Origin of the sequence: Marinagarivorans algicola (assembly GCF_001292705.1) — a bacterium.
Taxonomy (GTDB): Bacteria; Pseudomonadota; Gammaproteobacteria; order Pseudomonadales; family Cellvibrionaceae; genus Marinagarivorans; species Marinagarivorans algicola.
Genome location: NZ_LGAK01000058.1, coordinates 1 through 14,299, shown reverse-complemented (window position 1 = coordinate 14,299; position 14,299 = coordinate 1). Strand labels below are relative to the sequence as shown.

At 43.7% G+C, this 14,299-nt stretch carries 10 protein-coding genes and 1 rRNA gene; 7 read left to right on the top strand and 4 right to left on the bottom strand.

Annotation, left to right across the window (positions count from 1 at the left end; translation table 11 throughout):
• Positions 1-72: 72 nt before the first annotated feature.
• From pckA to AC438_RS14650, 3 genes are all read right to left on the bottom strand, one after another.
• On the bottom strand, positions 73-1,680 hold the full coding sequence (gene pckA, locus AC438_RS14660; protein ID WP_053982010.1) for a phosphoenolpyruvate carboxykinase (ATP): 1,608 nt from the start codon (positions 1,678-1,680) through the stop codon (positions 73-75).
• A 713-nt stretch (positions 1,681-2,393) separates the two neighbouring features.
• Positions 2,394-2,666 carry a hypothetical protein gene (locus tag AC438_RS14655; RefSeq protein WP_053982009.1) on the bottom strand — a complete coding sequence of 91 codons (273 nt, stop codon included), beginning with the start codon at positions 2,664-2,666 and terminating at the stop codon, positions 2,394-2,396.
• 99 nt (positions 2,667-2,765) lie between these two features.
• The gene (locus AC438_RS14650; RefSeq protein ID WP_053982008.1) at positions 2,766-3,380 is read right to left on the bottom strand and encodes a response regulator; all 615 of its coding nucleotides are present in this window, start codon (positions 3,378-3,380) and stop codon (positions 2,766-2,768) included.
• A 417-nt stretch (positions 3,381-3,797) separates the two neighbouring features.
• Here AC438_RS14650 and AC438_RS14645 point away from each other — a divergent pair, with 417 nt between their 5' ends.
• Both AC438_RS14645 and AC438_RS14640 read left to right on the top strand, forming a co-directional pair.
• Positions 3,798-6,887: a DUF1588 domain-containing protein gene (locus AC438_RS14645; RefSeq protein ID WP_156317099.1), complete on the top strand. Its 3,090-nt coding sequence runs from the start codon at positions 3,798-3,800 to the stop codon at positions 6,885-6,887.
• Between the two features lie 44 nt (positions 6,888-6,931).
• The gene (locus tag AC438_RS14640) at positions 6,932-8,215 is read left to right on the top strand and encodes a DUF1501 domain-containing protein (RefSeq protein WP_053982006.1); all 1,284 of its coding nucleotides are present in this window, start codon (positions 6,932-6,934) and stop codon (positions 8,213-8,215) included.
• Positions 8,216-8,377: 162 nt separating this feature from the next.
• Here AC438_RS14640 and AC438_RS14635 read toward each other — a convergent pair whose 3' ends face one another.
• Entirely contained in the window at positions 8,378-10,234 is a 1,857-nt protein-coding gene (locus AC438_RS14635; protein ID WP_053982005.1) for a DUF885 domain-containing protein, read from the bottom strand.
• 69 nt (positions 10,235-10,303) lie between these two features.
• On the opposite strand from AC438_RS14635, the gene AC438_RS14630 reads away from it, so the two are divergent.
• The 5 genes from AC438_RS14630 to AC438_RS14610 all read left to right on the top strand — a co-directional run.
• On the top strand, positions 10,304-10,807 hold the full coding sequence (locus AC438_RS14630; protein WP_162230759.1) for a TrmH family RNA methyltransferase: 504 nt from the start codon (positions 10,304-10,306) through the stop codon (positions 10,805-10,807).
• Positions 10,808-11,005: 198 nt separating this feature from the next.
• The gene (gene dbpA / locus AC438_RS14625) at positions 11,006-12,409 is read left to right on the top strand and encodes an ATP-dependent RNA helicase DbpA (RefSeq protein ID WP_053982003.1); all 1,404 of its coding nucleotides are present in this window, start codon (positions 11,006-11,008) and stop codon (positions 12,407-12,409) included.
• 220 nt (positions 12,410-12,629) lie between these two features.
• A complete protein-coding gene (locus AC438_RS14620) occupies positions 12,630-13,004 on the top strand; it encodes an ArsR/SmtB family transcription factor (protein WP_476638771.1) in 375 nt (124 codons plus the stop codon).
• Between the two features lie 24 nt (positions 13,005-13,028).
• Positions 13,029-13,577: a rhodanese-like domain-containing protein gene (locus AC438_RS14615; protein WP_053982002.1), complete on the top strand. Its 549-nt coding sequence runs from the start codon at positions 13,029-13,031 to the stop codon at positions 13,575-13,577.
• Between the two features lie 605 nt (positions 13,578-14,182).
• Positions 14,183-14,299 (top strand): 16S ribosomal RNA (locus tag AC438_RS14610); the annotation flags it as partial.

Sequence of the window (14,299 nt, the reverse complement as noted above, 5' to 3'; positions counted from 1 at the left end):
CGCAATAGCTCGGCTTTTTTGTGACTCAAATATTTGTACATGCATTGAATGAGTTATGCATAAATCTGCCGATTATTTTTGTGGGCCAGCGGCGACGAGTGATTGGCCTTCTGCGTTATCGGTAAATTGTACAAAGTTATCGATAAATAAATCCGCGAGCTTTTCGGCTTTAGATTGCCAGAGTGCTTTATCGGTATAGGTGTTTCTTGGATCTAAAATAGCGGTATCGCAACCGGCTAAAGCAGTGGGTACTTCTAAGTCAAAAATTGGAATGTGAGTGGTGGGCGCGCGATCGAGAGAGCCGTCGAGTATGGCATCGATAATCGCCCTAGTATCTTTAATGGAGATGCGTTTGCCGCTGCCATTCCAACCGGTATTGACTAAATAAGCGTCGGCGCCTGCCGCATTCATACGTTCAACCAGCACTTTGGCATATTGTGTTGGGTGTAGCGTTAAAAAGGCTTTGCCAAAACAAGAGGAAAAAGTCGGCACAGGTTCAGTAATACCGCGTTCGGTACCTGCCAGCTTGGCGGTAAAGCCCGATAAAAAATGATACTTAGTTTGTGCGTCGGTTAACTTAGAGACAGGCGGTAACACCCCAAAGGCATCGGCGGTTAAAAAGATCACTTTTTTGGCGTGCCCAGCTTTTGATACGGGTTTAACAATATTATTAATATGATACAAAGGGTAAGAGACGCGCGTATTTTGTGTGACGGAGCCATCGGTAAAATCGGGATTCCCTTCGGCGTCTATTGTTACGTTTTCTAATAGGGCATCGCGTTTTATCGCATTATAAATATCGGGTTCACTGTCTTTATCAAGGTCGATGGTTTTGGCGTAGCATCCACCTTCAAAATTAAAAATACCTTCATCATCCCAACCGTGCTCATCATCACCAATAAGCTGCCGTTTAGGGTCGGTTGATAAGGTTGTTTTACCGGTACCCGATAAACCAAAAAATATAGCGACATCGCCTTGTTGCCCCACATTTGCCGAGCAATGCATAGAGGCCATGCCTTGGCGCGGTAGGTAATAGTTCATCATGGCGAATAGGCCTTTCTTCATTTCGCCGCCATACCAGGTGCCGCCAATAATTTGCATTTTTTCGGTCAGGTTAAAAACAGTAAATACCTCAGAGTTTAAACCCTGCGCTTGCCAGTTGGGGTTAGAGGCTTTTGAGCCATTCATCACTACAAAGTCAGGCTCACCGTAATGCTCTAGTTCGGCATCGGTTGGGCGTATAAACATGTTTTTAACAAAATGTGCTTGCCAAGCGACCTCAGTAATAAAGCGTACTTTAAGGCGTACGGTATCATTGGCGCCGCAAAAGGTATCAACGACAAATAACTTTTTGCCTGATAATTGCTTGCTGACTAGGCCTTTAAGGTCACGCCAAATAGCTGGCGATACGGGCTTGTTATCATTCGGGGTTGCCGGTGTGTTCCACCAAATGGTGTCTTTTGTTACATCATCCTCGACGATAAATTTATCTTTTGGCGAGCGGCCGGTAAATATGCCGGTACTCACATTAATAGCGCCCAATGATGTAAGAGTGCCTTTTTCATAACCCTGCAGCTCGGGGTCTGTTTCTTCTTTAAAAAGTAGATCATAGGATGGGTTATAAATAACGTGATCAGTGTGTGTGATACCGTACTGTGATAAATCAATATTCTTATTCATTTTAGTTCATCATCTAATTATTTAAGGTCAATCTGTAAAGTTAACGAGTGTAAAACTCTCATCCGTTTTACAGGCTAATGCGCCAGTCGAAATATATCGTTGCTCAGTTTACGGTGTAACATGCGCCATATTGGGGCGCAACCCTCAGATCTGCAAGCATCACTTAGCATAGCAAAACACACCTTGTGGGCAGCTTTTTTGGGCGTTTTGATGTTGGTTATTTTGACTATTAGGGTGGAGTATCGAATGTATTAGGCAGTTTTGCGGGTCTGTCGTCTTCGCACGAATGGTGAGAGTATCGTGTTGTGCAATGGTTGTAGTTGACCAGAACAAGTTGGCATCTTGCCTCCAAAGCTCCCAAATCAGTCGTGTGGGTGGCTTTATATATTGCAGCAACTTTTTTGTACTCTAGTAGTGAGGGGTGTAATGTTTACACCTTGAAAATTAGATTAGACAGAACGGACGTTAGTGAAAATTAGATTCAAGCTAATAAATTGTTAGCGTCAACCAAAAGAGGAATTTGTGCAACTCTAATGGAATGAAAATAAAAAAATCTTGATAAGTATAATATTGATTTTAACGATCCCATCACGATTTTTGATAATAGTTTTGAGGCCTATGAGTAACGAAAAAATCGACATAGGGGGAAGGTGCATCTCTGCTATCTGAAGAAAATCTAAAAAATAAAGTGCGTTAATTTCAATGAATGCTACTTATTCCAGTGATTCAGTAATAAAAGATATATCGGGTGGTTTGGGTGGGCCTTTTTTCTTTTTACCTTGTGTTTGCTTGGCTTCCATTGCTAAATCATGTGCTTCGTTACTTTTAATATGGCGTTCTAAGATACGTGTTTTTTGCGCCTCAGAGGGGTGATGTTGTTTGGGTAGTATTTGCCCGCAATACATGCATTTTATCGAGAGGCTTTGTAATATTTTTTGTTTGCATTTAGGGCAGTGAGGTTTTTCATTGATAGGAGTATTACTCATAATTCTTCCTTTTGATTTAGCACCTTTTTACATTATGGATTTAATATTGGCGATTTTTTATTTTAAACAACATCGACTTTACATAAAGTAAAAGTTAATTCATTCTCTATTTTTTATAATAATCGCGCCGCTTTTATCGCGCGAGACATTGGTGATGCCGGGGTATTTGCTTTCTAGATCGCGCAAATATGCTCGGTGTTTGGTCATGCTGCCGCAGTTGACGCGGGCCTTGTCAGCCAGCCTTTCATTTTCAACTTGCTCTGCACCAAAATCTAATGCCCGCTCAATAAGGCTTAACAGCTCTTTGTTATCCCACGGTTTGCAAAGGTAGTGGTAAATGTGTGCCTGGTTAATCGCTTTAAGCAGTGTTTGTGAATCTGTGAGTCCACTTAAAATAATTGCAATACAATGAGGCTGTATATCTTTTATTTTAGCTAAAAGCTCAATGCCTTCAATACCGGGCATTCTTTGGTCTGAGATAACAAGATCATAAGCCGTATGGGTTGCACTAGACAGGGCCGCGCTCGGAGATAAAAAGTAATCAACATGATATTTATCACTGATGCATCTATTGATCGATTGCAAAATAGATTCTTCATCGTCAACAATCAAAATTTTATAGTGATGGTCGGTTTCGTAACATTCTAGCCCTGAATCATCTCGTATAGAGAGATTATGTGTTTTGAATAAAGAGGGATGAGTAAATACAGGCATAGAGTGACCATTTTATATTTTTAATGATAATAGGTAATGCATAGCTATTTTTTATGTCTCTTTGCTAAATGATTATAAGATAAACCTTTGTATGAATAGGTCGTTAATTAAGTCATAGTATTTACTATCCATTTTTTTTGGGGTTTCGTCAATCTGTATGCAGTCTACAGTTATAATAATAATTCATTATTATTATATTATTATAACTGTTTGAAGTCAGAGGTTATATTGCATGATGATTGACATGTTTTATAGCAAATGTTGGCTTATTGCTAAGTTAATGGATTATTTACCTCTAGATTAATAGGGGATGTTATTTAAATTTATGATTACACTGTCATGATAAGCTCATTGTTAATAATGGTTGTCTATGTGAAAGGCTCTGTCTTAAATAAAAGTCGGTGTAGCGTTTATGTTGTGAATGCAGTGTGGCGTTTATTGGTTGTCGTTTGGGTGAGTGCTACTGTCTATGCCTGTGGCTCGGGCGAAGAGACGGCGCCAGCACAATCATCGCTCAATCAATTATCGGCTAGCGCTAGCGATTCTTCTCGTATATTTTCTAGTATTGCGGCTAGTAGTACTATATCTAGTGCTGTCTTTAGTTCGAATAAATCAAACAGTTCGGAGACGCAGTTTTCGCAAAGTAGTTCTAACAGTAGTTCTAAAAGTAGTTCTAGTCATTCTTCGAGTACAGTATCAAGTACAACCAGCTCTGCACATGCTGCGCTTATACTATATAAAGCTCAAATAGAACAGCCTGCCATTCAGGCTAAGTGCGTGCAATGTCATCAGTCAGATGGTTTGGCTCTCGATACGCGTTTAATATTTACTGCTGGTGTGGATCAGGGCGATATTAATTTTGTTACCTTTCAGAATTTTGTATTAAATGAGAATTTAGGCGGCGAATACTTGCTCACTAAAATACAAGGTGGCGCTGCTCATCAAGGGGGCGCTGTTTTTGGTGCAGCCACCGACCAGTATCAGGCGTTACAATCGGTGGTTAGCTTAATAACGGGTGAGACGATCACGACAGGTAAGATTGATATTTTTGATAATATTATCTATGCGAGTAATGAACAGACGCTACGGCGTGCGGCATTAATTGTAGCGGGGCGCTTACCAACCCCTGAAGAGGTCGCTATCGCACAAGCCGATTTACCTAAAGCGCTGCGCGGATTAATGTCTGGGGAAGGGTTCCATCAATTTTTATTGCGCGCGGCGAATGATAAATTACTCACTGATGCTTTTAATCAAGGCCTGACATTAAATGTATTAGAGCCCAATGCGAGCTTTTATCCTGCGCTTGCTGCAAAATTTGTTGAAGCTAACCAGCAAAATATGCGGAGTGAATTCTACAGTGATTTCTATGCCAAAATGCGTTATGGCGTTGCATTTTCACCGTTAAAGCTTATTGCGCATGTGGTAGAAAGCGACCTCCCTTATACACAGATTTTGACGGCTAATTACACCATGGCTAATCCGCAGCTCGCTGAAATTTATAAAGCTGATGTAGCAGGCCTTTTTGATAGCGATGATTACACCGTCTTTAAACCGGTATTTAATTACGGGCAAATAGTTCATGATGATCAATTCACATCAAATTTTGTAGAGGGTATGGGTTCGCTCATCACCTCTCATGGTGATTATGTGAATTACCCACATGCTGGTATTTTAAACGAACCGGCTTTTTTAAATCGTTACCCAACAACCGAAACTAATCGTAACCGCGCTCGCGCTCGCTGGGCAAGTTACCATTTTTTAGGCGTCGATATAGAAAAGTCAGCGGCGCGTACAAGTGACCCAGAAGCTTTAGCTGATATTAATAATCCAACAATGAATAATGCGAACTGTACGGTATGCCATATGACAATGGATCCTATAGCGGCATCGTTTCAAAATTATGGAAATGAAGGGGTTTATCGTGATAGCCGGGGCGGGGCTGATGCACTGCCTCGAGAGTATAAGAATACCGATTTGTATCAGCGTGGTGATACTTGGTTTAGTGACGTAAGGCCTGCAGGGTTTAATAATGTAGTGGCTACAACCGACAATACCTATAGTGTCGATACTAGCTTGCAGTGGTTGGCTACTCAAATCATACAGGATGAGCGCTTTGCTCAAGCAGCCATTAAATTTTGGTGGCCGGCCATTATGGCCGAAGATTTAATTGAGGCACCCGAAGCCATCGATGATGATAATTATGCTGCGAAGCTTGCGGCCTTTGATGCGCAAAATACCTTTATTAATACATTAGCCTCAGAGTTTAAGCAAGGAATAGAAGGTTCAAGCAGCTATAACGGCGGTGCATTTAATTTAAAAGATGCACTGACTAAAATGTTATTAAGCCCTTGGTTTAGCGCAATACGTGCCACCGAAACATTAGGTGATGAGCAAAAGTATAGTCTGGCCGGTGCTGGCGTAGGCCGTTTATTAACTCCTGAAGAGCTAGAGTCAAAAACTAAATCTTTAATTGGCTATGCATGGGGCGAGCGAGAGGCGCCTTGGTTATTAAGCGATCAATACACCAACCTCATGAACCGCTATTTAATTTATTACGGCGGTATGGACTCTGTGGGTATTACCACTCGAGCTCGCGAGTTAAATACATTGATGGCCAATGTCGCTTTGGCGCAGGCAACTTCAGTCGCCTGTGGTGCGGTTGTTCTCGATATGAATCGTGACCCGTCGTCAATATTATTTAATCAGGTCGACCGCTTGATCACGCCGGTTACTCACGGCGTTATCAAGCACCGTGTTAAAGGTGTGAGTACTGCTACAGCTGAGCGCTATACTTTGCAGTCAGAGGTTCCCGCCGGTGAACAAAATCTGAGCGTGCAATTTGTCGATCCTTACTGGGATGAGAGCTTGCGTGAAAGTACGAATGTAATTATTACCCGCCTGATCTTAAAAGACGCTCAAGGGCGCCATATATTAGAGATTGCAGGGCAAGATTTGGCCGATATTGAAGGGTTTGAAGTCACTAAAAACAAAGATGGCAGTGCTACGGGTAGCCGTTTTTATGAAGAGGCTGTTAGTGCGCATACAGGTTATGTTTTATGGTATGGCGCAATCACATTTCCCGTAACCATAGCCACCTCGGGCACTTATACGCTAGAAGTAGAGGCATGGCGTCGAGGGGTAAATGATTACCCTGTTAATTTGGCGTTAGGCATTAATGATGTAGAGCCTTATGGCGGCACCTTAGGTGAAACCCAAATACGTCAACAGCTAGCACGGCTCCATGCGCTTTTTTTAGGGGAAATAATAGAATTTAATAGTCTTGAGATGGATGCCAGCTTTAATTTTATTGTTGAAGCATGGCAATGGCGACAAGCTAATCGCGCTCAGCGTGCCTATGATTGGGAAGGCGAAGCCTGTGACTTACCGATTGAAAATTGGTGGCAATTAGATATGACGAAAGAATTTGCTGACCCCTCTTATATGCAAGGCACATGGATGAGTTTTTTAGTTTATCTAATGACCGACTACTTATATCTACATGAATAATGATACCCATACATTCTATAGCCACCGACATCGGGGATTTGGCAATGGCTCATATTAAGTTAAGTCGTAGAGATTTATGGCATAGCCTAAATAAAGTCGCTGCAACTGCTGCGCTCAGCGCTGTGCCCACGGGTAGGTTATTTGCGGCACCACACGATTATACCGGCCGCTTCTTTATGACGATTCAAGCCGAAGGTGCCTGGGATACGGCGAGCTTTTGCGATCCTAAAATGAATGTGGCCGGTGAGAGTATTATTAATCATTGGGCGACGAGTGGGGATATTGATACCGCGGGCAATTTACCTTTTGCGCCGGTAGCTAATAATGCAGCATTTTTTAATAAACACTACAACAAAATGCTAGTCATTAACGGCATTGATGCGCAAACAAATTCACATTCGACTGGCGTATTACATAATTGGAGCGGCCGTAATTCGGCAGGCTTCCCCTCACTCACGGCATTATTTGCTACTCAGCATGCGCCGCAATTACCGCTATCGTATTTAAACTATGGTGGTTATGCCGAAACTGCGCGGTTAATTCGTTACACGCGCTTAAATGATGTCAATGCATTACTCAGTGTTTTAACACCTAATATATTGCCATGGGATAGAGCTCAAACGTTTCAAAACCCTGAAATGTTAGCAGTCGTTAAAGAGCATCAGCAAGCACGCTTACAACGCTTGCGTCGTCGCTCGACTAATTTACCCAGAGCTCAGTACACAATGGATGCCTATTACACTGCACGTCAAAACGCGGCAGGGCTCGAAGACTTTGCAGCCGTCATCCCTTCTAGTGATGAGCTACAAAGCAATAGTTTTATGCAGCAAATGCAAATGACGGTACTGGCTTTTAAATCGGGCGCCGCGTGTAGTGCCGATGCTGTCTTAAATGGCTTTGATACCCATGCCGACCATGATGCAGAGCAAATGCCAAAGCTGGCCGAGTTAACCGACGGCATCAATTACCTTTGGGATTACGCAACACAGCAAGGTATAGCCGATCGTTTAACGGTATTGATTGCCAGTGATTTTGCGCGTACGCCTTGGTATAACAGCAGCAGCGGTAAAGATCATTGGCCAATAGGCAGCGCAATAGTGATGGAAAATAACCCCAGCTGGGGCAACCGTGTTATTGCCGGCACCGATGAGAAGCAAAATGTTTTAAAACTCAATAGCAATACATTAACCCCTGACACTAAAGGTAATGTGATTTACCCTAAGCACATTCATCAAGCGATAAGAGATTATTTAGGTATTGGAGGGGTATTCAATGATACGTTTAACTTGAATACATCTGAGCAATTTAATTTTTTTGGATTGGGCTGAGTTTTAAGCCCCATGGATAGCTTGAGCGGCCTAGCCAATGATTTATTAGCGCCTATTTCGGTAACTCTGATTCGGTAGCTCTGAATAGTTACTGTCAGCTTAAAGTCAATACTAACAGAGCCTGCCCATGGCAAGCCCCGCTAGAGCATTAGCCAATCAATATTATCGACGCACAGACTCTACCCACGCCTCAACTTCTTGTGTTAAAACACTCAATGGCAATGCGCCATTTTTTAATACGGCATCATGGAAACCACGAATATCAAAGTCATCGCCTAGTGCTTTTTGTGCGGCTTTACGTAGCTCTAATATTTGAATCATACCCACTTTGTAGGCCGTCGCTTGCGAAGGCATGACAAGGTAACGCTCTACGGCGCGCTCTATATCGTTAACAGGGTTGGGCGTATTTTCTTTTAAGAAATCAATCGCTTGTTGTTTGGTCCATTTTTTAGCGTGTACGCCGGTGTCCACAACTAAGCGGCATGAGCGCCATAATTCCATCGCTAAGCGACCAAAGTCAGAATAGGGGTCTTTATAAAAACCCATCTCTTTAGGTAAATATTCAGAGTAAAGCCCCCAACCCTCAATATAAGCGGTGTAGCCGCCAAACTTCCTAAATTTAGGAATCCCTTCTAGCTCTTGCGATATGGCGATTTGCATATGGTGACCTGGTAGGGCTTCATGAAAAGCGAGCGCTTCCATTTGATACCAAGGCATGTTCTTTAAGCTGTATAAATTGACGTAGTAAATACCAGGGCGTGAACCATCGGGTGCAGGGGCTTGGTAAAAGGCTTTACCGGCCGATTTTTCTCTAAAAGGCTCTACCGCTTTTACTTTGAGTGGCGCTTTTGGCAAGATATTAAAAACTGTGGGCAGTGCTTTTTGCATTGCATCGATATAGGCAGTGGTTTCTTTTAAATATTTTGCTTTGCCTTCTTCGTTTTCAGCATAAACAAATTGGGGGCTGGTGCGCATATGAACAAAAAATTCAGCTAAGTCGCCATCAAAATTCACAGCATCTTTAATGGCTGTCATTTCTTTATGAATACGCTGTACATCTTCAAGGCCAATGCGGTGAATGTCATCAGCAGTGAGGTTTGTTGTCGTTGTGCGTGCGAGTGCGTTATTGTAAAAGGCCTCGCCATCGGGCATTTTCCATGCGCCGCCTTCTTTTTCTGCTTTTTTACTGAGTTGCTCTAAATAAGCGACTAAGTTTTGATAGGCAGGCGCTACGCTAAGTTTTAGTGCACTGTTAGCCTGTTGGAGCAGCTCTGTTTTTTGGGCTGGGGTAAAGCCTGCGTCATTGATTTTTTTATCAAAGTCAGCCAATAGCGTGCTTTGCTCTGCGCTTTGGGTAAAGGGCTGCCCGATAAGTAAATTTTTGCTATCGCGAATCACATGCTCAAATACAAATTTTGGCGCTATGATGCCAAGCCTTTCGCGCACTTTTAAGTCGTCTATTTGCTGCTCAAAAAATTTGGGTATCGCATTTAAGCGTGCAATATAGTTTTGGGCATCGGTAATGGTGCTAATGCGTTGCTGGTTAATCAATAGCGAAGGCACTTGACTGTGGCTGCCAAACATTTGGTTGATGGGGTAGCCATGATAGCGCCATTGATAATCTTCAATAGACTCTTGTAACTGTGCTTTTTGTAAGCGATAACTTAGCGCAACGGCGGGGCTAAGTTTTTGGGCATCTATTTTATTTAGCTGACTTAAGTGTGTTTTGCTGAGAGCGAGTTGGCGTTCTGCATGCGCGGGAGATAGGTCATCCCATTTATCTTGATTGGTTGAGCGCCCTAAATAGGTTTGCCAGATGGGACTGAGGGCAACGTTTTCTTCAAAGATGGTCTCAAATAATGCTTGAGCTTGCACGTCGTATTGATTGACCTGTTGTGTGCTGGTTGCTGGGGCAATAAGCTGAGCTTCATTTTGTATCGGTTGAGTGCCGCAACCTGCGGTTAGGCTTAAAGCAATCAATGAAATGGCTGCTTTAAGTGTGTATTGAGGGGTGATCATTATCTACTCCAAATAAATGGCTTCATGTATTATTGCGCGCCTGTTGTTAGCTTAAAGGCCGCGCACGCTATGCAAGCTGTTGTGATACTGCATAATATTGAAAAAAACACTAATCTAGGTCAGCTGATTCGCACGTGTAATGCGCTGGGTGTTAAGCAGGTGTGTGTTGTGGGCCGTAAAAGGTACGCCTCTTATGGTAATAAAAATACCCATAGCACTACATCAATGACACATTTTTTTACGCTAGCCACAGCGTGCGAATTTTATCGTGCCGAAGGTTACCATATTACCGCAGTAGAAATAACACCCACTGCACAGTCCATTAACACTGTGGGTTTTAGCCAAAATACGGTATTTGTGATGGGTAATGAAGGCATCGGTTTGTCGCCTGCCGCTGTAGCACTATGCGACAGCTGTGTTTATATCCCGCAGTTTGGCGAGGGTGCCTCGATTAACGTGAATGTAGCGTGTGGGGTAGCACTCAATACCTTTATGGCGCAATCGAGTCGGCGTGAGAATGCGATGGCAGGCGAAAAGTTTGTGGCTAAATCAAAGAGCCATTTGTTACCGTAGGGTAGCGCAGCATAAAGGCGTATCGCCATGGCGTTTGTCTGGGTGCGTCAGTCAGTAAGCGGGTTCATACGTCTCGCTCGCTCGCAGGCTTTGATAATGATTAGAGAATTCTAGGGTGGGTCTTATGGGGTTGCTGCTGTATAATTCTTAACCTTTTACGGGCATGTATCGCGTGCCCGTCGCAACGAGTTATTTATCATGTCTGCTGTATCTGATGCGTTTTCTTTGCTACAACTTAAACCCGAGCTATTAACCAATCTCCAAGGCCTCAATTATAAAACGATGACACCGATCCAGGCGCAGAGTTTGCCTGTTATATTAGAGGGTCAAGACCTTATTGCGCAGGCTAAAACGGGCTCAGGTAAAACAGCTGCTTTTGGGTTGGGTATTTTGCAGCACTTAAATGTTCAGCGTTTCCGCATACAAACTTTAATACTCTGCCCCACGCGCGAGCTCGCCGAGCAGGTCGCCGCAGAAATACGCAAATTAGCGCGTACGATCCATAATATTAAAGTACTGGGTATTTGCGGTGGCATGCCTTTTGGTCCGCAAATTGGTTCCTTAGAGCACGGGGCTCACATTATTGTAGGTACACCAGGGCGTATTGAAGAACACTTGCGCAAAGGCACGCTTAAACTTGATCACCTGAAAAACCTTGTTCTTGATGAGGCTGATCGCATGTTGGATATGGGCTTTCAAGAAACCCTAGATACTATTTTGAGCTATGCACCTAAGCAGCGCCAAACGCTACTATTTAGTGCGACCTTTCCACCAGAAATTGAATCTATTGCTAGGCGTGTCATGAAAGCGCCGGTGCGCGTTACCATCGACTCTGCTGAGGCTGAAGAAACAATCACTCAATACTTTTATAATATTGATAGCCTTGATGGTACCGAAGAGGCCAAACGCTTAATGGCTGTACGCCTACTGCTTTGCGATACTCGCCCCACAAGCGCCGTGGTGTTTTGTAATACCAAGCGTGAAACACAGCAGGTCGCTGATTACCTTGGCGAGCAAGGCTTTAGTGCCGTGGCTTTGCATGGCGATCTAGAGCAACGCGAGCGCGACCAAGCCTTAGTGCGTTTTGCGAGCAAAAGCGTCAGTGTCTTAGTTGCAACAGATGTAGCAGCGCGCGGCTTGGATATTGCTGCGCTAGATGCGGTCATTAACTATCATATTGCCCGTGAAATAGCCGTGCACACACACCGTATCGGCCGTACTGGCCGAGCAGGCGTGCAAGGCGTTGCCTGTACACTCTTTAGTGGTAAAGAGCAGTTTAAGTTAGAGCGCTTAGAGCAAGCGCATAGCTTTGTGATCGATAAGCAGCCCTTGCCTAAAGCCGAGGCGCTTAAGGCAGGTGCTTATAAGCCCAGCATGGCAACCTTACAAATTGATGGCGGTAAAAAGCAAAAGGTACGTGCCGGCGATATTTTAGGTGCATTAACTGGGCAGGACGGCATTGATGGTAAGCAGGTGGGTAAAATACAAATTATGGACAATTGGGCGTTTGTTGCTGTAGAGGGCAAAGTGGCCAGCGATGCTTTAAGTAAAATAGTGCATGGTAAAATCAAAGGCCGTAGTTTTCGCGCGCGTATCATCTAATACCGTACTCGCTTAGCATGACGAGCGGCGAGCGAGCTCTGCTTGCTCCTAAGAAAAGGCCGCATTTTGTTTGCGGCCTTTTGTACTTATGGGAGCAGTGAAAGGGCTGTTGTTCCCTCTAAATTATTGCTCGGGTATAGGGTGCGGCCTATTTATGCGTCAATAATATTAGTAAATACTAATTAAGGTATTGCTAACATATAGTTATTGATGGATACTCTTGCTATCTAATAGATTAAAAGGTTTTGTAGTGGTATCCGAAGATGTGCCCCAGATAGTATCAAGTGTAACGGGTGATCAGGCCTCTACGGAGGCTTTAGCTCAGCATGCGAATACGGCAGCCAATTTGTTAAAAGAGCTGGGAAACGTAAACCGATTAATGATCTGCTGCTCATTGGCTGAGCAAGAACTGTCGGTCGGCGAGCTCAATAGGTTGGTGCCTTTGAGTCAGTCAGCATTGTCACAGCATTTAGCTCGCATGCGTGAAGCAGGCTTGCTAGCGGCTCGTAAAGAGTCGCAAGCGGTGTACTACCGTATCGCAGATGATGGCGCCTTAAAGGTTATAGCCACGCTCAAGTCTATTTATTGTCCTTAGTTATTTCCGTGTAAAGAGGTATTTATGTCTATATCAACACAAAGTGCAGTGGACTTTTCTGCTTTGTTTAATCAGCAAAAAGGCACAATAACAGTCCTTGACCTGCGAACAGCGGCCGAGGTGCAAGGGGAGTACCTTGAGGGTTGTGTGTGCTTGCCGGTGCAAGAGCTAACGCCTGATTCGTTTGACGCCAAGCTGAACGAGGTGGGCCATACCGATGAGCCTGTGTACTTATTGTGTCAAAGCGGAAAGCGAGCGCAAGTAGCTGTAGATAAGTTGCAAGGCAAAACGCAGCGCCCCTTGGTCATTATTGATGGTGGGCTTAACGGGCTTAAGGCTGCTGGTGTTGGCGTTAAAAATGGTGGTGGCAAAGTTATAAGTCTAGAGCGTCAAGTGAGAATAGCGGCGGGCTTTTTGGTCGTGCTGGGCGTGGCTCTAGGGGCATTGGTTAGTTCTTATTTATACGGTATTTCGGCTTTTGTGGGTGCAGGCTTAATGTTTGCGGGTATTACCGATACTTGTGGCATGGCCATGTGCTTAGCGCATATGCCCTGGAATAAAGCCAAAACTTAAAGGCTTCGCATTACCTGCCTTTTGATTGGCGGGTCTTTAAATGATGAGTGTCGTGTACTGGCAAAACAAGCTCAATAAATAGCCTTTAAAAGAAAGATCAAAAAAACACTTGCACGGCGTGTAAAACTACCTATAATGCGCGCCTCATCACGAGGTCAAGGCTGTTGGGAAGGGTTTCCAGAGTTCTCGTGAAGCAATTTTTAAATATTAAAAAATAAAAATTGCCCCTTGCAAAAAAAGAGTCGCTGCGTATAATGCGCGCCTCGATCGCAAGGTTGAAGTTAAGCTTGCTCATAGTTTTAAAGTGTTTTTAAAAGCAAATTAAAACAAAGAAAAAGCTTGCAAGGTAAATAAAAAGGCGTATTATACGCCACCCCGACAAGGCGAAGCCGGTCGGATAGATAAGAAAGCCTTTGCGCACTTATCGTTTTTTAACAAGACAGATCAAGCAAAGCGTGTGGGCGCTTGTGTTATTTGAAGCACAAAAAATTAACGCAAGTGACCATATTGCAGTAATATCATGTATTAATGTTAATGAGTTATATTGCGTTCAAAAAGATTTAATTTCATCTGTCGCTTAGGCGATAAACGAAATTGCTATATTTAAACTGAAGAGTTTGATCATGGCTCAGATTGAACGCTGGCGGCAGGCCTAACACATGCAAGTCGAGCGCGAACGGTCTTCGGACTTATTAGAGCGGCGGACGGGTGAGTAATGCTTG